The organism is Comamonas sp. JNW (genome assembly GCF_003105075.1).
Classification (GTDB): Bacteria; Pseudomonadota; Gammaproteobacteria; order Burkholderiales; family Burkholderiaceae_C; genus Comamonas; species Comamonas squillarum.
On sequence record NZ_QETI01000011.1, the window covers coordinates 18,357 to 37,545 of the forward strand.

The 19,189-nt window shown below is 66.7% G+C and carries 19 protein-coding genes; 10 read left to right on the top strand and 9 right to left on the bottom strand.

What is annotated here, in order from left to right; translation table 11 throughout:
• Positions 1-3 precede the first annotated feature (3 nt).
• Positions 4-630: a glutathione S-transferase family protein gene (locus DCO45_RS15815; RefSeq protein WP_116926735.1), complete on the bottom strand. Its 627-nt coding sequence runs from the start codon at positions 628-630 to the stop codon at positions 4-6.
• 135 nt (positions 631-765) lie between these two features.
• Here DCO45_RS15815 and radA point away from each other — a divergent pair, with 135 nt between their 5' ends.
• On the top strand, positions 766-2,151 hold the full coding sequence (gene radA / locus DCO45_RS15820) for a DNA repair protein RadA (RefSeq protein WP_116926736.1): 1,386 nt from the start codon (positions 766-768) through the stop codon (positions 2,149-2,151).
• Between the two features lie 4 nt (positions 2,152-2,155).
• Positions 2,156-2,830 carry a phytanoyl-CoA dioxygenase family protein gene (locus DCO45_RS15825; RefSeq protein WP_116926737.1) on the top strand — a complete coding sequence of 225 codons (675 nt, stop codon included), beginning with the start codon at positions 2,156-2,158 and terminating at the stop codon, positions 2,828-2,830.
• Between the two features lie 21 nt (positions 2,831-2,851).
• On the opposite strand, the gene DCO45_RS15830 is transcribed toward DCO45_RS15825, so the two are convergent.
• The 4 genes from DCO45_RS15830 to DCO45_RS15845 all read right to left on the bottom strand — a co-directional run bounded on the left by DCO45_RS15830 (position 2,852) and on the right by DCO45_RS15845 (position 7,367).
• The gene (locus tag DCO45_RS15830) at positions 2,852-3,856 is read right to left on the bottom strand and encodes an aldo/keto reductase (RefSeq protein ID WP_116926738.1); all 1,005 of its coding nucleotides are present in this window, start codon (positions 3,854-3,856) and stop codon (positions 2,852-2,854) included.
• 97 nt (positions 3,857-3,953) lie between these two features.
• Positions 3,954-5,033, bottom strand: coding sequence for an FHA domain-containing protein (locus DCO45_RS15835; RefSeq protein ID WP_116926739.1), 1,080 nt, complete (start codon positions 5,031-5,033; stop codon positions 3,954-3,956).
• Positions 5,030-6,493 (bottom strand): serine protease, encoded by a 1,464-nt coding sequence (locus DCO45_RS15840; protein WP_116926850.1) that lies wholly within the window; start codon positions 6,491-6,493, stop codon positions 5,030-5,032. The genes DCO45_RS15835 and DCO45_RS15840 overlap by 4 nt, the downstream gene beginning before the upstream one ends.
• A gap of 160 nt (positions 6,494-6,653) precedes the next feature.
• A complete protein-coding gene (locus tag DCO45_RS15845; RefSeq protein ID WP_116926740.1) occupies positions 6,654-7,367 on the bottom strand; it encodes a MarC family protein in 714 nt (237 codons plus the stop codon).
• A 189-nt stretch (positions 7,368-7,556) separates the two neighbouring features.
• Between DCO45_RS15845 and DCO45_RS15850 the strand changes: the two genes are divergently transcribed.
• The 4 genes from DCO45_RS15850 to DCO45_RS15865 all read left to right on the top strand — a co-directional run bounded on the left by DCO45_RS15850 (position 7,557) and on the right by DCO45_RS15865 (position 10,541).
• The gene (locus DCO45_RS15850) at positions 7,557-7,988 is read left to right on the top strand and encodes a glycerate kinase (protein ID WP_116926741.1); all 432 of its coding nucleotides are present in this window, start codon (positions 7,557-7,559) and stop codon (positions 7,986-7,988) included.
• 244 nt (positions 7,989-8,232) lie between these two features.
• The gene (locus DCO45_RS15855) at positions 8,233-8,439 is read left to right on the top strand and encodes a zinc-finger domain-containing protein (protein WP_021028650.1); all 207 of its coding nucleotides are present in this window, start codon (positions 8,233-8,235) and stop codon (positions 8,437-8,439) included.
• Positions 8,440-9,252 carry a glycosyltransferase family 2 protein gene (locus DCO45_RS15860; RefSeq protein WP_232539476.1) on the top strand — a complete coding sequence of 271 codons (813 nt, stop codon included), beginning with the start codon at positions 8,440-8,442 and terminating at the stop codon, positions 9,250-9,252.
• Positions 9,249-10,541 (top strand): O-antigen ligase family protein, encoded by a 1,293-nt coding sequence (locus tag DCO45_RS15865; RefSeq protein WP_243419381.1) that lies wholly within the window; start codon positions 9,249-9,251, stop codon positions 10,539-10,541. Before DCO45_RS15860 ends, DCO45_RS15865 begins: the two co-directional genes overlap by 4 nt.
• Positions 10,542-10,570: 29 nt before the next feature.
• On the opposite strand, the gene DCO45_RS15870 is transcribed toward DCO45_RS15865, so the two are convergent.
• From DCO45_RS15870 to DCO45_RS15885, 4 genes are read right to left on the bottom strand one after another with little or no spacing between them, the layout of a single operon-like run.
• The gene (locus DCO45_RS15870; RefSeq protein WP_116926744.1) at positions 10,571-11,128 is read right to left on the bottom strand and encodes a GNAT family protein; all 558 of its coding nucleotides are present in this window, start codon (positions 11,126-11,128) and stop codon (positions 10,571-10,573) included.
• Between the two features lie 14 nt (positions 11,129-11,142).
• A complete protein-coding gene (gene pdxY / locus DCO45_RS15875; RefSeq protein WP_116926745.1) occupies positions 11,143-12,060 on the bottom strand; it encodes a pyridoxal kinase PdxY in 918 nt (305 codons plus the stop codon).
• A gap of 48 nt (positions 12,061-12,108) precedes the next feature.
• Positions 12,109-13,161 (bottom strand): nitronate monooxygenase, encoded by a 1,053-nt coding sequence (locus tag DCO45_RS15880; protein WP_116926746.1) that lies wholly within the window; start codon positions 13,159-13,161, stop codon positions 12,109-12,111.
• Positions 13,158-14,042, bottom strand: coding sequence for a LysR substrate-binding domain-containing protein (locus DCO45_RS15885; protein WP_347707646.1), 885 nt, complete (start codon positions 14,040-14,042; stop codon positions 13,158-13,160). Before DCO45_RS15885 ends, DCO45_RS15880 begins: the two co-directional genes overlap by 4 nt.
• Before the next feature lie 78 nt (positions 14,043-14,120).
• On the opposite strand from DCO45_RS15885, the gene DCO45_RS15890 reads away from it, so the two are divergent.
• From DCO45_RS15890 to DCO45_RS15905, 4 genes are all read left to right on the top strand, one after another.
• Positions 14,121-15,386: a YbfB/YjiJ family MFS transporter gene (locus DCO45_RS15890; protein ID WP_116926748.1), complete on the top strand. Its 1,266-nt coding sequence runs from the start codon at positions 14,121-14,123 to the stop codon at positions 15,384-15,386.
• A gap of 215 nt (positions 15,387-15,601) precedes the next feature.
• Positions 15,602-16,552 (top strand): sugar ABC transporter substrate-binding protein, encoded by a 951-nt coding sequence (locus tag DCO45_RS15895; RefSeq protein WP_116926749.1) that lies wholly within the window; start codon positions 15,602-15,604, stop codon positions 16,550-16,552.
• Positions 16,553-16,566: 14 nt separating this feature from the next.
• The gene (locus tag DCO45_RS15900) at positions 16,567-18,156 is read left to right on the top strand and encodes a sugar ABC transporter ATP-binding protein (RefSeq protein WP_116926750.1); all 1,590 of its coding nucleotides are present in this window, start codon (positions 16,567-16,569) and stop codon (positions 18,154-18,156) included.
• Positions 18,157-18,180: 24 nt separating this feature from the next.
• Positions 18,181-19,188 carry an ABC transporter permease gene (locus DCO45_RS15905; protein WP_116926751.1) on the top strand — a complete coding sequence of 336 codons (1,008 nt, stop codon included), beginning with the start codon at positions 18,181-18,183 and terminating at the stop codon, positions 19,186-19,188.
• The last annotated feature ends 1 nt before the right edge of the window (position 19,189 follow it).

Sequence of the window (19,189 nt, forward strand, 5' to 3'; positions counted from 1 at the left end):
GTCTCAGGCCTGGGCCAGCGCTGCCTGCACCGCAGGGCGCGCTGCCACGCGGGCGTAATGGGCGGCGACACGCGGAAACTCGTTGATATCCACGCCATCGCTCTTGAGCCAGCCGGCCATCGTGAACAGGTAGCCGTCGGCCACCGTGTACTGCTCGCCCATCACCCAGGTCTTGTCGCCCAGGTAGTGCTGCTCGATCAGCGCAAAGGCATCGCGCATGTTCTGCGGCACCTTGGCCTGCATGGCCTTTTGTGCGGCGTCGTCATCGGCCCAGCGCGCAGCGCGTGGGCGGTGGGCATGGCTGATGTGCACGGTCGAGGCCAGGTAGCTGTTGAACTCCTGCAGACGGGCGAGTTGGAACGGGTCGCTCAGCGGCGCCAGTTGTTTGTCCGGGTGGGTTTGCGCCACATACAACAGCAGCGCGGCCGTCTCGGTCAGCACGCCTTGGGGGGTGACCAAGGCGGGCACGCGGCCCTTGGGGTTGATGGCCAGGTAGGCAGGCGTGCGCTGCGCGCCTTCGGCCATGTTCAGGCGCTGGGCCTCAAAGGCGGCGCCCGCCTCATGCAAGGCAATCAGCACGGCCTGTGCGCAGGTTCCGGGGGCGTAGTACAGGGTCAGGTCTTGGCTCATGGGGCTCCTTGGATGGGGGTTGGCGGCTGCGCCAGCGCATGGCGCCTGCCGTATCGCTTGGGGATGCTAATCGATTTGCCGGCCGCGCGCCGCGCTCGCCGTTACCATGGGTGTCTGTTCCGAAACGTCCACCCCATGGCCAAAGAAAAATCCGTTTACATCTGCAGCGAATGCGGCGGCACCAGCCCGCGCTGGCTGGGCAAGTGCCCCGCTTGCAATGCCTGGAACACCCTGGTGGAGAGCGCCGCCGAATCGGCAGGTGGCGGCAAGAACCGCCTGAGCCAGACCGGCCGCACCGGTTACGCCGGCCAGGCCCAGGCCGTCACGCCGCTGGCCGCCATCGAGGCCACCGAGGTGGCTCGCACGCCCAGCGGCATTGCCGAGCTGGACCGGGTGCTGGGCGGTGGCATTGTCGAAGGCGGGGTGGTGCTGATCGGCGGCGACCCGGGCATTGGCAAATCGACCTTGCTGCTGCAGGCGGTGGATGCGCTGCAGCGCCAGGGGCTGCCCGCCCTGTATGTGACCGGTGAGGAAAGTGGCGCGCAAGTGGCGCTGCGCTCGCGCCGGCTGGGGCTGGACAACAGCCAGGTCGATGTGCTGAGCGAGATCCAGCTGGAGAAGATTCTGGCCACCTGCGAGAGCAGGCAGCCGGCCATCGTCATCATCGACTCGATCCAAACCATGTACTCGGACCAGCTGAGTTCGGCCCCCGGCTCGGTGGCCCAGGTGCGCGAATGCGCGGCGCACCTGACGCGCATGGCCAAGAGCACCGGCATCGCGGTGGTACTGGTCGGCCATGTGACCAAGGAAGGCGCACTGGCCGGCCCGCGCGTGCTCGAACACATGGTCGATACCGTGCTGTACTTTGAAGGAGACACGCACAGCAGCTTCCGCCTGGTGCGCGCCATCAAGAACCGCTTTGGCGCCGTCAACGAGATTGGCGTCTTCGCGATGACGGAAAAAGGCCTCAAGGGCGTGAACAACCCCAGCGCCATCTTCCTGAGCCAGCACAGCGAGCCGGTGCCCGGCAGCTGCGTGCTCGTCACCCTGGAAGGCTCGCGCCCGCTGTTGGTCGAGATCCAGGCGCTGGTGGATGACGGCGGCCCCAGCCCGCGCCGCCTGTCGGTGGGCCTGGACCGCGACCGCCTGGCGATGCTGCTGGCCGTGCTCAACCGCCATGCCGGCGTGGCCTGCGCCGACCAGGATGTGTTTGTCAACGCGGTGGGCGGCGTGCGCATTGGCGAGCCAGCCGCTGACCTGGCTGTCATGCTCTCCATCACCAGCAGCCTGCGCGGCAAGGCACTGCCCAAGGGCTTTATCGCCTTTGGCGAGGTGGGCCTGGCCGGCGAAGTGCGCCCCGCCCCGCGCGGCCAGGAACGCCTGAAGGAAGCCGCCAAGCTGGGCTTTAGCGTCGCCGTGGTGCCCAGAGCCAATGCGCCCAAAAAGCCGATCGAGGGCATCACGATCCACCCGGTGGACCGGGTGGACGAGGCGATATCGCTGGTGCGGGGGCTGGACTGAGCGTATGGCCGCTGCTGCCTTCGTGCGCGATGGCTTCGCGCTGGTCAATGGCGTGATGACTGCTGCCGAATGCACCGCAACGCTGGAGGCACCCCGGGGCCAAACCGGCGATGGCCCAGGTGCGCGCCATCTGCTGTCCTTGCCATGGTGCGAGCGGCTATCCAAGCAACTGCGCACGGCCCTGGGCTTGGCGGCATTGATTCCTCAAAGCCATAGGGCGGTGCAGTGCACGTATTTTGAAAAATCCAGAGATACCAACTGGCTGGTCGCCTTGCACCAGGACCTGGCAATTGCCGTCCAGGCCCGGGTCGAGCATCCTGCGTTGACGGGCTGGTCGGCCAAGGGTGGGACCCACTTTGTGCAAGCGCCGCAGCAGTTGCTGGAGCAGCTGGTGGCTGTGCGTGTGCATCTGGATGACTGCGGCCCCGATGACGGCCCTTTGCGGGTGGTGCCGGGCTCGCATGCCATGGGGATCATCGATGCCACGCGTGCCAGGCAGGTGCGCGACCGCCGTGGAGAAAAGACATGCCCTGCCGCACAAGGCGATGCCTTGGTCATGCGACCCTTGCTGCTGCATGCCTCCTCCAAAGCGACTGGCGGCAGTCGCCGGCGCGTGCTGCACTTTCTCTATGGCCCAGCGCAGCTCCCCTATGGGCTGGCTTGGGCTTGCGCGGTGTGACTGCGTTCAGAGAGAGGCGTTTTATGCCAGCCGCCCCTGGGGCCACAGATGCGCCGGGTCGTTGTACCCGGGCGTCGAGGGGTGGCCGGGGCTGACCAGGCCGTTGACCAGGCGCTCGTCGTCCACGGTGATCTGGTAGTTCAGCGCCGGCTGGTAGTCCTGCCATTGCTTCAAGGTGCGCGGGCCGGCGATGACCGCGCTGATGGCGTTGTGGGCCAGCACCCAGGCGGTGGCGAACTGCGCGGCGCTGATGCCTTGCTGCTCGGCGTGCTGCTGCACCTGCTGGGCGATCAAGAGGGATTCGGGGCGGAACTCGGTCTGCAGGATGCGGGCATCCTGGCGGCCGGCGCGGCTGTCTTGGGGCGGCGCCATGCCGGGCTGGTACTTGCCGCTGAGCACGCCCCGCGCAATGGGGCTGAAGGGCACAACGCCGATGCCGAACTGCGCGCAGGCGGGCAGGATGTCGGTCTCGGGCATGCGGTTGAGCAGGTTGTAGTAGGGCTGGCAGACGACGGGCGGTGGCAGGCCGATCTCGCGCGCGGTGTAGACCGCTTCGACAATGCGCCAGCCGCGAAAGTTGGACAGGCCCCAGTACAGAATCTTGCCGCTGTCGATCAGCTGCTTGAGGGCATACAGGGGCTCATGCAGCTGCAGGCCGGCGCGGTCGCGGTGCAGGTAGAGGATGTCGATGCGGTCGGTCTGCAGGCGGCGCAGGCTGGCCTCGACCTCGCGCAGCATCCAGGCGCGCGAGTAATAGCCTTGGTTGGGCCCGCTGCCCATGGCGTTGCCCAGCTTGGTGGCCAGCACCCAGTCATCGCGCTGGCCTTGCAGCAGCTGGCCGACCATGCGCTCGGATTCGCCCTTGCTGTAGATATCGGCGGTGTCGATGAAGTTGACGCCCTGGGCGCGCGCATCGGCCACGATGGCGGCCGCCTCCTGGAGGTCGGTCTGGTCGGCGAACATCATCGTGCCCAGGCACAGGGCGGAGACTTGGAGGGGGCTGGCGCCCAGCTGGCGGTACTGCATCTTGGTCCTTCGGGAATCAGGTCGAGTTCCTCGATGCTAGCGGGCCGCCGCCGGTTTGTCAGTCACGGGCTGCGGCTTGCCCCGCCGCTCCCCTTGCTCAATCGAGACCGCTGTCGTCGCCTTCCTCGTCGTCGTCCTTTTCCAGCTGGCTGCGGTTTTGCAGCTGCTCGCGCATGCTGTCAGTGCCTTGCATGAACTGGTCCACCGAGGTGGTGGGCGCCCAGCGCCACTCAGGCGGCAGCATGGTGGACATGTACAGGTTGTCGCCCAGGCGCTTTTGCGTCTGCCACTGCAGGCCCAGCTTGGCGCCCACGCCCAGCACCAGCAGGCCGCCAACGGCCAGTGCCAAGGTACGGGCCGACACCAGGGTGGCCGCGCGCAGGTGGAGCCAGATGACCACAGCCATCAAGCTGAAGGACGCCAGGCTGGCAAAGCGGCTGAGCAGCGGCCAGGACAGCGCAAAGCCTGTTACCGACAGCAGCACATCGAGCAAGGCCATGGCGACCATGCCGACCGAGGCGATGCAGACATGGCGCCAAAAGCCCGTCACCCCGGTGAACAGCTTGCCCATCAGCGACCAGCCCAGTGCCCAGACCAGCAGGCCGCCCAGCATCCACAGCAAGATGGCGGGCAACTGGCGGGCCAGCGCCCCAGTTTCGGTGGCACCCAGCCAGGTGGTCCAGGCTGACAGCAGCACCAGCAGCACCAGGGCCATGGCCGTCAGCAGCCCTTGGGCGCGTGAAAACGGGCGCCAGCGCTGGGTGGCGGGCAGCGGCTGGGCGGTGCTGCGCAGGTTCAGCTGCACGCCCCGGCCCAGCGTCAGGCGCTGGCCGGGCTGCCAAGCAAATCGCTCACCGGCCTGGTAGTGGCGCCGGCCGTGCCAAACGCCATTGGTGCTGTCCAACACCTCGACGTCGTAATGGCCTGCTTGCGGTTGGTGCAGGCGCACATGGCTGGGACCAATGCTGGGGTCCGTCAGCACCAGGTCATTGGTGGCGGCCCGGCCGATGGTGCAGGGCCAGGCAAACACCGGCAAGGCCATGGCCAAGCGGTGGCCGCGCTCAACGAGCTCCAGCACGGCGCCTTCGGGCTCCTGCGCCAGGGGTGGTGCCTGGGTGCTGGCTTCTTCGTGGTCGGGGGCGATGTCGGTCAATTCGGGGTAGTCGTGCTGGCTCATTGGGCGGCCTCGCTGGAGAAGCCTTGCAGATACTGGCGGGCCAGGCGCTGGGCATTGTCAAAACTCACGGCGCTGACGTTGAGGCGGCCGAGCACGCCCTGGCGCGGCTGGTCCACCGAGACGGCCAGCACGGTCAGGTCATAGAGGCCGCTGAACTTGCGGTAGGCGGCCATGCAGACGACGGCGCGCAGCGGCAGCTTGGCGTCGCCCGCGACAAAATCCTCGCGGCATTCATAGCCGGTGCGCACGCGGTTGCCGCGCTTGCGCATCGGCTCATTGGCAAAGCTGGCGCCATAGGTGTGCGCAAACTGCCAGGGGCTCAGGCGCGGCGCGTCATAGGCCTCGTAGCGCATGCCCAGGCCGCCGACATCGCCGTCACCGGTGAAGACTTCGCTGTCGATGCGGCATTGGCTGCGCTCAAAATCAAACAGCGATTCGCTGCGCCGCTCGCGGCCGTCGCCCCAGCAGCGCGCCAGCGTCTCGGACGGCACGGGCACGCGGTAGGGGCCATAGCGCTCTGTGCGGCTGCTGCCGCTCAGCACCCGGTCGACCAGGTCCTTCTGGTGCGCCATCAGCTGGCGCGTGACTTCGGCATGCATGGCGCCCTTGACCGGTGAGGCCTCGCGGCCCTGGGCGAGCAACTGCTCGACAAACTCCACCGGCACCAGAAAGCTCAGCTGCTCGGCGCCCAGTTGCTTGGCGACATTGACGCCGACCACACGGCCCTGGGTGTCGATGGCCGGGCCACCGCTCATGCCCGGGTTCAAGGTGCCGCCAAAAAAGATGCGCGGGTAGAAGCTGCGCTGCACCAGGCCGTTGTAGGTGCCCTCGGTGATCGCAAAGCCGACATCAAGCGGGTTGCCCAGCGAGAAGATGCGCTCGCCCCCGCTCAGCGGCCGGCTGCTGGGGCGCAGCGGCAGCGCGCTGTAGTGGCGCTCCGTGGCCCCTTCTGCGCCTGCGCTGCTGTCCTTGGCCGGGGCCACGCGCAGCAGCGCCAGGTCATGCAGCACATCGATGGCCAGGAGCTGCACCGGTGCCTCCTGGCCGCTGACCGAGACCAGCACCGCGCGGTGGCGTTCTGGCTCCAGCGCCAGCTGGCTGACGACGTGGTAGTTGGTGATCAGCAGGCCGTCCTCGGAGACAAAAAAGCCCGAGCCGGTGCTGCTTTGCGTATTGGTCTGGCGGCGCAAGGTGCGGATCTGCACCAGCTTGTCGCGTGCGGCCATATAGGCTTGCTGGGCATCGGGCGAGGGCGGGGGAGCATCGGCGGCAGCCGCAGGGAGCTGGTTGGCGGCTGCAGGCGTCGCTGATGCCGTGGGCGCTGGCCCGGCGGCCTCGGCTGCGAGCGGGGTGGCCGCCTGTAGCAACGGTGCCTGGGCCAGGGCGGGCGCTGCCAGCACGGCAGCCAGCGCAAGCGCCAGGCCGTTGCGCCACAAAGAGGAAGATGAGCAATGGGTCATGGTGTCGGGGTTCGCGTCTTGGATGGGGCCACAGACGCAGGAGCGGGCAAGCCAGTAGCCTGGCATGCTATCAAAATAAAAGTGGCGCTGCACCTGGGGCAGGTGTTATGGCACCTATGCATTGGCCGACATGGCGAATGACGAGACCGCCATGTATGCCTCAGTGCCGCTGCTCATAAGCCTGGGTGACGCCATGGGCAATGGCATCGCTGATCAGGTTGCTCAGCCCGCTCCAGGCGATCTGTATGCCCAGGCACAGCAGGATGAACGCGGAGATGCGCAGAAACACAATCGTGCCGGTCTCGCCAAGGGGTTTGAGCAGCTTGTCGGCATAACGGTTACACAGCAGCAAGATGATGCCCACCACCAGGCTGCCGACCGCCGCCCCCATGACGTTGACCACGGTGATGCCTGGCGAGCTGCGGTCGAGCAGGCTCACGCCGATCGTGATCGTGGCCGCCAGGCTGCCCGGGCCATAGGTGAGCGGGAAGGTCAGCGGGTAGAACGCGCGGCGGCGTGCCATCTCGGGTGTGAAGGCCTCGGCCAGCTTCTCGGTGCGCCCTTCGGTGGAGTTGGTGTTGATCATGTTCCAGCCAATGACGGAGACGAGCAGGCCGCCGCCCAGCCGGACGACATCGATGGACAGGCCGAACATCTCGAGCAGGTAGGAGCCCACCAGCATGAAAAAGATCAGCAGCAAGGTCACATTGACGGCGATGCGGGTGGCGATGCTGCGGCGGGTGGCGTTGGAGGCCCCTTCGGTCAGCGTCAGGAAGATGGCCGAGACACTCACGGGGTTCAGGATCGGCAGCATGGTGGCGACCACCAGCAAAAAGCTCTTGCTGAAGGCGGCAAAGGCAATGGCAAAACTCATGGAAGGGCACCAGGCAATAGGACGGTTTGGCGCGCTAGCATGCCAGCCAACGCGGTGTTGCGCTAGGGCCTGCGGCCGGCGGTGTTGGGCCAAAGGTACGCCTGCCGCCGCTGAGCCCTGGGGCCAAGGCGCGCAAACAATTGGCCCCTGGCGACAAGGGCATCTGCACAGGCAGTGGACAATAGCGCCATGAACTGGAGAAACATACTGATCCCCATTGGCCTGTTGGTGCTGCTGGGGGCTGCTTACCAAAATTACAAATGGATGGGCGTGCTGGCCGTCAGTGGCGGCATTGTGCTGTGGCTGATGCTGCACTTCACCCGTCTGATGACCATCATGAAGCGCGCGTCCGAGCGCCCTTTGGGCTATGTGGCCAGCGCCGTCATGCTCAATGCCAAGCTCAAAGCCAATGTGCCGCTGGTCCATGTGGTTGCCATGACGCGCTCGCTGGGCCTGCGCCAGTCGCAGGCTTTGGAGCAGCCCGAGGTGTTTGTATGGCGCGACAACACGGACTCCAGCGTCACCTGCGAGTTTGTGCACGGACGACTGCAAAAATGGACACTGCAGCGCCCCAGCGACACGCAGCAGGGGGCGGGCAGCCACGCCAACCCTCAGCCTTGAGGCAGGCTTACTTGTAACAAGGGCGACCTGCCGAGCGCTTGCGCACGCCTTTTAGGCGGGGTTGGCGCGCAATTCTGAGGTGCGTGGTCTGCATCTTCTGCCAAGTCGGGCGCCGTCCACGTAAAATCACTGCCCAGCATGGGAGCCCCTGGGGGCTGGTCCCCACCATTTGCCCGTGCCCACAGAATCATCGATAGCCAGTCCGCCCCAGGGGTGCAGGGCTGGCGCAGGAAAGTTGAAAACCATGACGCAGGCAGTTGTTGAGTTGCTGGCCAAAGACCTGAACGCCCAAGGCGGCGTGTTTTGCCCCAACCCCAAGGCAGATATGAAATTGTGGAGTGGCCACCCCCGCGTCTTTCTGGACGTGGGCCACAGCGGTGAGGCCAAGTGCCCCTACTGCGGTACGGTGTATCGCCTCAAGGCGGGCGAAACCTTCCACGGCGGCCATTGAGTGACTGATTCCCCATTGGGCGGCGCTGCAGCTTCGCGCAGGCTGACGCTGACCATTGGCATCCTCACCCTCAACGAAGAAGACAACATCGAGGCCTGCTTGCGCAGCGCCTCGTTTGCCGACCAGGTGGTGGTGGTGGACAGTGGCAGTGTGGACCGCACCACGGCCATTGCCTGCGGCCTCGGTGCCCAGGTGTTTCGCTACGAGGACTGGCAGGGCTTTGCCTTGCAGCGCAACCGGCTGCTCAGCCACGCCAAGGGAGACTATGTGTTCTTCCTCGATGCCGATGAAACCATCTCTCCTGCTTTCCGCGAGGAGCTGGAAGCCATCGTCCAGTCGGGCGAGGAGGCGATCTGGATGGTGCGCTGGCGCATGGTCGCTTTCGGCAAGGAGCTCAAATACCTGCGCTCCACCGCCAAGGTCGAGCGCCTGTTCTGGCGCGGTTTGCTGCGCGAATACACCGGCGTGGTGCACGAAGAGGCGCAGCTGAGCCGCGCCAATGTGACGCGCCACCTGATGCGCACGCCGCTGCTGCACCATTCGCGCAGCACCGTGCATTCCAGCCTGGAAAAACTCACCCAGTACGCGATGCTGGGCGCGGCCAAGCGCGCCGAAGAGGGCGTGCGCGGCGGTATCTTGCGCGGTCTGGCCTCGTCGGTGGCCATGTTTGTGCGTCTTTACTTCTTCCATTTCGGCATCCTGTGTGGGGGCGCGGGCTTTTTGTACTGCGTCTTTGTCGCGCTCGAGAGCTTCTTCCGCTATGTGGCCCTGGCCTATGACCGCCCGTATCTGAGCGGAGACGTACGCCGATGAGCCTGGCTGCGGCGGGGTCCGCTGCACCCACGCCCGCGATGCGGGCCAGCCAGCTGGCGGCTTTTTTGGTGCCCGGTGTGGCGCTGACCTTGCCCTCGGGCTACTCCTTTGGCGCTGCCGTGCTGGCGCTGGCCAGCCTCGTATTTGTGCGCCAGTGGTGGGGCCGCCGCTGGGACCGCCGCGCGATCGCCTGGGCGCTGATGCTGGCCGCCATGGCCGTGCTGTGGACCATGAGCTTTGATGACTGGCACCTGCGCTCGCGCAGCGACCAGTTCGTCAAATATGCGCTGGCCATCACCGGCCTGGGTTTTTTGCAGACCTGTGCGCCCCGGGTCCGGCCGCTGGGCTGGGGCATGTTGGCCGGTGCGCTGGGCGCGGGCCTGGTCGCCGTCTACCAGACGGGCTGGACCGATGCCCACCGTGCCAACGGCTTTACCAATGCGATCCAGTTCAGCGGCATTGCGCTGGTGCTGGCGCTGGCCTGCTGCTTTGGCGTGCTGCTGCTGTGGCGCTCACTGGTGGCCTGGCAGCGCGCCTTGGGCTTGGTGTGCAGCCTGTTCGGCTTGCTCGCCGTCATCCTGTCCGATACGCGCGGCAGCTGGATCGTGCTGCCCTTTGTGCTGCTGATTGGCGCGGTACTGCTGTGGCGCTGCGGCCTGCGCAAACCGGTGGGCCTGGGCCTGCTGGCCGCCGTGCTGGGCATTGGCGGGCTGGTCTCGCTCAAAGGCGACGAGATGGCCCAGCGCTACCACACCGCCGTGCACGAGGTGCAGAGCTACGAGGTGCAGGACCGCGATGCGGCAGAGACCTCGGTGGGCCAACGCCTGGCCCACTGGCACCTGGCCTGGCACATGGGGCTGGACAAGCCGCTGACCGGCTGGGGCCTCAAAGGTTATATCGCCGAGAAGGCCCGCCGCGTGCAAGCAGGCGAGGCCAGTGCCTCGGTCCTCCCCTACGACCATGCCCATAACGAGCTGCTCGACATGTTTGCCAAGCGCGGCCTGGTGGGGGTGGCGCTGCTGCTGGCTTTCTATGCCGTGCCGCTGCTGATCTTCTGGCCCACGCAAAAGCGCATGGCCCAGTGCCCCGGCGCACCGATGGACCGCCAGATCCTCTACCTGCGCATGCTGGGCATCATGGTGCCGCTGTGCTACATGGGCTTTGGCCTGACCCAGGTGTTCTTTGCCCATAACAGCGGGCATCTGTTCTATGTCTACCTGCTGGTGCTGGTGCTGGGCGCGCTGATTGGGCGTGAGCGCGCACTGCTGGCCTTGCACCCCAGACGCTGAACCCAGCGCTTTGCCAGGCAGAATCTGCGTCAGCTTTGGCGGCGGTGCCACTCGCGCGCCAGTAGCGCATAGATGTATTCATCACCCCACTGGCCGTTGAACTGGTCGTTCTCGATCAGGTGCGCCTCACGCCGCATGCCCAGGCGCTCGACCACGCCTACCGAGCCCTGGTTGGCGGCATCCAGGCGCGCAAAAATACGGTGAAAGCCCAAATCGCCAAACCCCTGCGCTAATGTGAGCGCCACCGCCTCAGTGGCATAGCCTTTGCCAGCATAGGCTGGATCAAAGATATAGCCCACTTCGGCCTGGCGCGCAGCGGCGCTGGCCAGCTTGAGCAAGGTCTCGCCCAGCAGGCAGCCATCGCTGCTGCGCACCACGGCAAAGCGCCGGGTGTCGCCCTCCTGCGCCAGGCGCTGGGGCAGCGCATCACGTGCGAACTGGGCCTGCAGTACAGCGGTGTCCTGCGGTGCATCGGCATACAGGTAGCGGTAGACGGCAGGCTGGCGATGGTAGTGGGCGTAGGCCTCGAAATCGCTGGACATAAAGGCGCGCAGCTGAAGGCGGGGAGCGGAGGAGGGATGGGACATGCGGTGCCTGGCCTTCAAGCCACTTGGCGCGCGGCAAAGCGCGCTGCCGGCTCGATCAGCTGGGCCTGCGCTGCCACCAGCGGCAGATCGCGTGATCCTGCCAGCGTGCCCTTGACCAGCGAATACAAGGTGGCCGTCGCCAGCTCCAGCGCCTCCGGCAAGGGGCGGCCATCCATCAGGCGGCCCAGCAAGGTGGCGGCAAACACATCGCCCATGCCGTTGGGCAGCGGGTGCAGGTTGATGCGCGGCGTGGTCACCAGCCAGGCGCCCTGGCCGTTGACGGCCAAGGTGCCCAGTTGGTCGGCAGCGATATCGGGCGTGGCCAGGCTGGTGATGACAATGGTGTCCGGCCCCCGGCCACGCATCTGGCGCGCGACGGCGACGGCCTCTTCGGTGCTGGTCAGCTTGGTGCCGCTCAGCAACTCGAACTCGAACTGGTTGGGCGTGATGATGTTGGCAAACGGGATGGCCTGGTCGCGCAGAAAATCGGGGATGGCCGGGTTCACGAAGAGCCCCCGGCCCACATCGCCCATCACCGGGTCGCAGAGGTAGCGCAGCTGCGGGTTGGCCTGGCGGATGTCATTGACGGCATCGAGAATGGCCGCGCCGGTATCGGCATTGCCCAGGTAACCCGAGAGCACGGCGCCCACTTGGTGCAGCGCGCCGCGCTCGCGCAGGCCGGCGAGGATTTCGCGGATGTGTTCGGCGCTCAGGATCTGGCCCCGGAACTGCCCATAGCCCGTGTGGTTGCTGAACAAGACGGTATGCACCTGCAGCACCTCAAAACCCAGGCGCTGCAGCGCAAAGACTGCCGCCGAGTTGCCGACATAGCCCCAGGCCACATGCGATTGGATGGACAGGATGACGGGGCGAGCGGCGGGGCTGACGGAGCTAACGGCAGAGCTTTGGGCAGAGGGTGCGGCAGTGTTCACGGTAGGCAGTCTTTGCAAGGCCCGGACCAGGCTGCCGGGCGTTGGCTGCTATTGTGCGCCCGCTGCCTGCCACTCCACCTTGAGCTGCTGCAATAGTTGCGCAGCGGGCAGGGCTCGGGCCTGGGCCACACCCTGGCCGGCCCAGAGCGACAGGTACTGCGCATCGCCTGCCGCGCCCGCGAGCTTGCGCAGCGCGCCAGTCAGTGCGTTTTGCACCGGGTAGGGCGGAATGGCGGCCTCCTCGGCTTCGAGCGCATCGATCATCGCATTGCGGATGCCGCGTGCCGGCCGGCCCGAGATGGTGCGGGTGGTGACCGTGTCGGTGGCCTGGGCGGCAGCCAGCGCAGCGCGGTAGGCCGCGTTGATGGCCGATTCGGGGCAGACCAGAAAGGCCGTGCCCATTTGCACCGCCTGCGCGCCCAGCGCCTGGGCGGCGGCAATGCCGGCGCCATCCATGATGCCGCCCGCTGCAATCACCGGCAGCTGCAGCTGCTGCACGCAGTCGCGCACCAGTGGCAGGGTGGAGACCATCGACGAGGCATAGTCTGCCAAAAAGGTACCCCGGTGGCCGCCGGCTTCGCTGCCACTGGCGATGACCGCATCGGCCCCCACCGCCTGCCAGGCCAGCGCCTCGGCCACGGTAGTGGCCGTGCCCCAGACCTGGCTGCCTGCGGCCTGCAGGCGCTGCACCTGGGCGGCGCTGAGAATGCCGAAGGTAAAGCTGGCGACCGCCGGGCGGCAGGCGACGAGCGCATCGAGCTGCTGCGCAAAGTCTTCGCACCACTGCGCGGGCACGGCCGGCTCGGCGCCAAAGCGCGCATACAGCGGGGCCAGGCGCTGCAAGGCCTGCTGCACGGTGGCGGCATCGGGCGCGGGGGTGGCCTGCACAAACAGATTCATCGCAAAGGGCCGGTCGGTCTGCGCGCGCACCGCAGCGGCGGCTTCCGCCATCGCCTGGGGCGAGCGCATGCCGCAGCCCAGCGAGCCCAGGCCGCCGCCGGCGCTGACGGCAGCGGCCAGCGCCGGGCTGTCCGAGCCGGTCATCGGGCCTTGCACCACAGGCAGCTGCAGGTCCAGTTCTTGCATCACATCGCGGGTCATACGGTCTCCATCGCTGCTGTTAAAGGGGTAGGTGCGGCCGTCTGCAGGACCGCCAGCAATTGCTGCACCGCCGGCGTGGCATAGCCCTGGCGTGTGACAAACATCGTGGTGCAGGTGCCCAAGGGCTGGCTGTGTACGGGCAGCGGGTTGCGCTGCAGGTCGACCACGGTCTGGGGCACGACAGCCACGGCACTGCCTGCAGCCACTGCCGCGATGATCGCGTGGTAGGACGAGAGCTGCAGCACGCGCGTGGGAACCGGGCCATGGGCCTGCGCCATCCACTGCTCGCCAATGCGGCGGTAGGTGCAGCCATCGCTGAAACCGGCCAGGGTGCGGGGCAGCTCTCCCTCCAGGGTTTGGGCGGGGCGCAGCAGCAGCAGCGATTCTTCGTACAGTGGCACCAGATCGAGCGGCAGCGGCGCATCCACATCCGGAGGCGGCCAGGCGACCAGCGCGGCATCGAGCTGGTGATCCAGCACCTGCTCCATCAGCTGCAGCGAGGCGGCCGTTGACAGCTCCAGCTGCACCTGCGGGTGGCTGCGGTGGAAAGCGGCCAACGGCAGCGGCAGGCGTGCGGCAGCCGTGCTCTCCATCGAGCCCAGGCGCAGCCGCCCGCTGGGCTGCTGGCCGCGCAGGCTTTGCGTGGCCTCTTCGGCCAAGGTCAAGAGCTGGTTGGCATAGCGCTGCAGCTGCCGTCCCTCGGGTGTCAGCACCATGCGCCGGGCTTCGCGTACAAAAAGCGCGACGCCCAGCGACTCCTCCAGCTGCTGGATGCGGGTGGTGATATTGGACTGGGCGCGGCCCAGCTGCTGCGCAGCACGGGTGATGCTGCCGCTGGCAATGACCTGCTGAAAAATGGCGAGGGTGGCGAGATCCAACACGGCGGCATCTATCTTTTTTGAAGATGTTAATTTAACATAGCATCTCCAAAAAAGATACATAAGCACTAGGTCCGCACCATGCCACCCTCGGTCAGCTCCTCGGTTTCCTCTTCCACCTCCGCCCCCTCACTGCGCTGGGGCCAGCGCCCCTGGTGGGTGGCGGTGGCCGGCATGCTGGCGCTGGCCTCGGCCATGGGCGTGGGGCGCTTTGCCTTTACGCCCTTGATGCCGATGATGCTGCACGACGGCAGCATCGACCTGGCCCAGGGCAGCTGGCTGGCGATGAGCAACTACCTGGGCTACTTTGTCGGCTCGCTGGTCTGCATGGTGCTGCCCTGGGTGGCCCCGGGCTTGATGCAGCGCCTGCACCCCTCGCGCATGGTGCACTGGTGGCTGTTCATCACCGCAGTGCTGACGGCGGCGATGGCGCTGAACTGGCCTGGCGCCTGGGCCAGTCTGCGTTTTGTCTCGGGCGTGGCCAGTGCGGTGGTGTTTCTCAATATCACCTTGTGGTGCATGTCGCAGCTGGCGCATCTGGGGCGGCCGCAAATGGGCGGCCTGCTGTTTTGCGGCCCGGGCATCGGCATTGCGCTCACGGGCCTGGCCACCAGCGCGATGGTGGCGGCCGGCTGGCATGCGGTGAGCGCCTGGCTGGCGTTTGCGCTGCTGGCATTGGTGCTGTGGCTGATGGTGATGACGGTGGTGCGCGGGCCGCTGGCGCCGCCGCCAGCCCCCACGCAGGCGGGAGCCGCTGTGGCGCTCGCTCCCGAGGGTCCGGTGGATCGGCTGCTGCTGACCTTGGCTTACAGCCTGGCCGGCCTGGGCTATATCGTCACCGCCACCTACCTGCCGGTGATTGCGCGCGGCGCACTGCCGGCCGATTCGATCTGGCCCGACCTGTTCTGGCCCATGTTTGGCGGGGGCGTGGCGCTGGGTGCCTACCTCTCGACCCATTTGCCCGCCCGTTGGGACCGGCGCCGGCTCCTGATGGCCGGTTACGGCATCCAGGCGGTGTCGATTGCGATCAGCGCTCTGTGGCCCACGCCGCTGGGCTTTTCGCTGGGCAGCCTGCTGCTGGGCCTGCCGTTTACTGCGCTGACCTTTTTTGCACTGCAAGAGGCGCGCCGCATCTGGCCGACTGCGCTCAGCAGCTTTCCGGGCCTGCTGACGGCTGCCTATGGGCTGGGCCAGATCGTGGGCCCGCCCATGGTCGCCTGGATGCTGGCCCACAGTGCCAGCACCCAGCAGGGCTTTGCCTATGGCCTGGCGGCAGCGGGCGGCGCGCTGGTGCTGGGCATGGTGATTCTGGCCGGCATGGTCTGGCGCCATCCGCACCAGGGCTGAGCGGCGGAAACGCCGCTGGCAGCCCCGGGCAAAGGGGCTGCTAAACCGGGCGCTCCAAGGCACCCGGCCCGCATGTCCAACTCGTGAAACATTGTTTGACCTTGGGGTAAACTCCGGGGCGCAAACGTTTGCGCCTATGCAAACATGCGGCATCTCGCGGCTACTGCTGTGGATAGCGCCGCGTGATGCACAACAATCCTTCGGAGACTTATCTCATGCGCTTTACCCGCCGTACCCTGACTGCTGCGCTGGCTTTGGCCACCGTGGCTGGTTTTTCCCACCAAGCCGTCGCGGCTGACAAGCCCAAGGTGGCGCTGGTGATGAAATCGCTGGCCAACGAGTTCTTCCGCACGATGGAAGACGGCGCCAAGGCGCACCAGAAGGCCAATGCCGCCCAGTACACGCTGGTGGCGAACGGCATCAAGGACGAGACCGATACGGCCGCGCAGATCAAGATGGTCGAGCAGATGGTGGCCCAGCGCGTGCAGGCCATCGTGATTGCTCCGGCAGATTCCAAGGCGCTGGTGTCTGTGCTGAAAAATGCAGCAGACAAGGGCGTGCTGATCGTCAACATCGACAACAAGCTCGATGCCGATGCGCTCAAGAGCAAGGACCTGAACGTGCCGTTTGTCGGTCCGGACAACCGTGCCGGCGCCAAGCTGGTGGGCGATTTCCTGGGCAAGCAGCTGCAAGCCGGTGACAAGGTCGGTATCGTTGAAGGCGTCTCGACCACGTTCAACGCCCAGCAGCGCACCCTGGGCTTCCAGGATGCGATGAAGGCCGCTGGCGCCAATGTGGTCAGCCTGCAATCGGGCCAGTGGGAAATCGACAAGGGCAACACGGTGGCTGCCGGCATGCTGCGCGAGCACCCCGATCTGAAGGCGATCATGGCCGGCAACGACAGCATGGCGCTGGGCGTGGTCGCGGCGGTCAAGGCTTCGGGCCGCACCGGCAAGGTGCAGGTGGTGGGCTATGACAACATCGCCGCCATCAAGCCCATGCTCAAGGACGGCCGCGTGCTGGCCACTGCTGACCAGTACGCTGCCAAGCAGGCCGTGTTCGGTATCGAGATCGCGCTCAAGGCCCTGGCCGAGAAGAAAAAGCAGAGCGAGCTGCCCGCTGAGGTCAAGACCGATGTGGCCTTGGTGACCAAGGACAGCAAGTAACAACGGCGCACACCATGGCAACGACTGAGGCGCAAGGCGCCGGCACGCCACGCGTGCGTCTGCAGCAGATGGGCAAGGCCTACTCCGGCACCTTGGTGCTCGAGGGCGTGAGCCTGGATCTGCATGCGGGCGAGGTGATGGCGTTGACCGGAGAAAACGGCGCGGGCAAGAGCACCTTGTCCAAGATTCTGTGCGGGTTGGTGGATCCATCGCAGGGCCAGATGCAGCTCGATGGCAAGCCCTTTGCCCCCACATCGCGCCGCGATGCCGAGCGCCAGGGCGTGCGCATGGTGATGCAGGAGCTGGGCCTGGTGGCCACCTTGACGGTGGCCGAAAACCTGCTGCTCGGCCAGCTCCCCCACAAGATGGGCTGGCTCGACCATACCGCGATGCGGGCGCTGGCCCGCACCCAGCTGGCCAAGATCGGCATGGAGCATATCGACCCGGACACCCCGGTCTCGCAGCTTGGCATTGGCCAGCAGCAGATGGTGGAGATCGCCCGCAATCTGCAGGACGGCACGCGGGTGCTGGTGCTCGATGAGCCCACCGCCATGCTCACACTCAAGGAGACCGAGCACCTGTTCACGCAGATTGCGCTGCTCAAGGCGCGCGGCGTGGCCCTGGTCTATGTGTCGCACCGGCTCGAAGAGCTGCAGCGCATTGCCGACCGCGTGGCCGTGCTGCGCGATGGGCGCCTCGTCGATGTGCGGCCCATGCAGGGCGTGCAGGAACATGAGCTGGTCGAGCGCATGGTCGGCCATGCGGTGCAGGACAACGAAGGCCGGCCGCGCCGCACGCGTGGCGCGCTGCGCCTGTCTGCGAAAAATTTGCAACGCGGCGCGCAGGTGCGCGGCGTGAGTCTGTCGCTCTATGCGGGCGAAATCATGGGCCTGGCGGGCCTGGTCGGCTCGGGCCGTACCGAGCTGGTGCGCCTGCTGTTTGGTGCAGACCGCGCCGAGCAGGGTGAAATCAGTCTGCATGCCGCTGGCAGCGCGGCCGCGACGCACACGGTGGCGCCCAACTGGAGCAGTCCCGTGCAGGCCATCCGCGCCGGCATCGGCCTGGTGACCGAAGACCGCAAGTCGCAAGGCCTGCTGCTGTCGCAATCCATCCGCGCCAACACCACGTTGGCGGGCATGCACAAGATAGCGCGCGGCGGCTGGTTGCAGCGCGCCCAGGAGAGCGAAGTGGCGCGCCATTTTGTCGAGCGCCTGCGCATCCGCTCGCGCAGCGCCGAGCAGGCCGTCTCCACCTTGAGCGGCGGCAACCAGCAAAAGGTGGTGTTTGCCCGCTGGCTGCACCAGCCCTGCGATGTGCTGCTGCTCGACGAGCCCACGCGCGGCGTCGATGTGGGCGCGCGCGCTGATATTTACCACGAGATCGACCGCATGTGCGACGACGGCAAGGCCGTCTTGATGGTCTCCAGCGACCTGCGTGAGTTGATGGCCATGTGCGACCGCATCGGCGTGATGCATGACGGCGAGCTGGTGGCCGTGTTCGAGCGCGGCCAGTGGAGCGACCAGCAGCTGCTGGCCGCCGCCTTTGGCAATGTGGATGAAGCCCCATCGGCCCACGCCGCAGCCCAGGCTGCAACCCCCGAATAAAAAAGCAGGCAAGAGGACCAAGCCATGACCACCCCCCTTTCCGCGCGCGCCAGCGCGCCTACGCCGTCGGCTGCCAAGGCCTCTTCGGGCCGCATGCAGGCCTGGGGCACCTATGTGGGCCTGTTTCTGGTGCTGGCCGCGATGGTCGCGCTGTTCAGCTTCCTGAGCGAGTATTTCTGGAGCGCCGAGACCTTTGTCACCATCGCCAACGAGATTCCCGCGCTGGCGGTGATGGCTGTGGGCATGACCTTTGTGCTGATCCTGGCGGGCATTGACCTGTCGGTGGGCTCGGTGCTGGCGCTGTCGGCGGCAGTGGCGGCTCAGGCGATCCTGGTCTGGGGCCTCAACCCCTGGGCCGCAGGCGCGCTGGGCCTGCTCTGCGGCCTGCTGTGCGGCGCGGTGCTGGGCGCGATCTCGGTGGTCTGGCGCCTGCCGACCTTCATCGTGTCGCTGGGCATGCTCGAAGCACTGCGGGGCGCGGCCTACCTGGTGACCGATTCGCGCACCCAGTATGTGGGTGATGCGATCTCGGGCCTGGCCGCACCCATCGCCTATGGTGTCTCGTCCGCTTTTGTCATCGCCATCGTGGTGGTTGCGCTGGGCCAGATTGTGCTGACCCGCACCGTGTTTGGCCGCTATGTGGTGGGCATCGGCACCAATGAAGAGGCCATGCGCCTGGCCGGTATCGACCCGCGCCCCATCCGCATCCTGGTGTTTGCGCTGACCGGCCTGCTCGCCGGCCTGGCCGGCCTGATGCAGTCGGCGCGCCTCGAAGCAGCCGACCCCAACGCCGGCAGCGGCATGGAGCTGCAGGTGATTGCCGCCGTCGTGATTGGCGGCACCAGCCTGATGGGTGGGCGCGGCTCGGTGATCGCGACCTTCTTTGGCGTGCTGATCATCGCGGTGCTGGAAGCGGGCCTGGCCCAGATTGGCGCCAGCGAGCCTGCCAAGCGCATCATCACCGGCGCCGTGATCGTCGTGGCCGTGATCATCGACACGGTGCGCCAGCGCCGTGCCGCACGCCGGGCCTGAC

Bases quoted from the DNA above. Each gene is read 5' to 3' on its own strand.
- radA (WP_116926736.1), top strand. From the start codon at position 766: ATGGCCAAAGAAAAATCCGTTTACATCTGCAGCGAATGCGGCGGCACC.
- DCO45_RS15830 (WP_116926738.1), bottom strand. From the start codon at position 3,856: ATGCAGTACCGCCAGCTGGGCGCCAGCCCCCTCCAAGTCTCCGCCCTG.
- DCO45_RS15865 (WP_243419381.1), top strand. From the start codon at position 9,249: ATGAGCCTGGCTGCGGCGGGGTCCGCTGCACCCACGCCCGCGATGCGG.
- DCO45_RS15895 (WP_116926749.1), top strand. From the start codon at position 15,602: ATGCGCTTTACCCGCCGTACCCTGACTGCTGCGCTGGCTTTGGCCACC.
- DCO45_RS15835 (WP_116926739.1), bottom strand. From the start codon at position 5,033: ATGAGCCAGCACGACTACCCCGAATTGACCGACATCGCCCCCGACCAC.
- DCO45_RS15825 (WP_116926737.1), top strand. From the start codon at position 2,156: ATGGCCGCTGCTGCCTTCGTGCGCGATGGCTTCGCGCTGGTCAATGGC.
- DCO45_RS15840 (WP_116926850.1), bottom strand. From the start codon at position 6,493: ATGACCCATTGCTCATCTTCCTCTTTGTGGCGCAACGGCCTGGCGCTT.
- DCO45_RS15880 (WP_116926746.1), bottom strand. From the start codon at position 13,161: ATGACCCGCGATGTGATGCAAGAACTGGACCTGCAGCTGCCTGTGGTG.
- DCO45_RS15870 (WP_116926744.1), bottom strand. From the start codon at position 11,128: ATGTCCCATCCCTCCTCCGCTCCCCGCCTTCAGCTGCGCGCCTTTATG.
- DCO45_RS15900 (WP_116926750.1), top strand. From the start codon at position 16,567: ATGGCAACGACTGAGGCGCAAGGCGCCGGCACGCCACGCGTGCGTCTG.
- DCO45_RS15905 (WP_116926751.1), top strand. From the start codon at position 18,181: ATGACCACCCCCCTTTCCGCGCGCGCCAGCGCGCCTACGCCGTCGGCT.
- DCO45_RS15850 (WP_116926741.1), top strand. From the start codon at position 7,557: ATGAACTGGAGAAACATACTGATCCCCATTGGCCTGTTGGTGCTGCTG.
- DCO45_RS15855 (WP_021028650.1), top strand. From the start codon at position 8,233: ATGACGCAGGCAGTTGTTGAGTTGCTGGCCAAAGACCTGAACGCCCAA.
- DCO45_RS15815 (WP_116926735.1), bottom strand. From the start codon at position 630: ATGAGCCAAGACCTGACCCTGTACTACGCCCCCGGAACCTGCGCACAG.
- DCO45_RS15845 (WP_116926740.1), bottom strand. From the start codon at position 7,367: ATGAGTTTTGCCATTGCCTTTGCCGCCTTCAGCAAGAGCTTTTTGCTG.
- DCO45_RS15890 (WP_116926748.1), top strand. From the start codon at position 14,121: ATGCCACCCTCGGTCAGCTCCTCGGTTTCCTCTTCCACCTCCGCCCCC.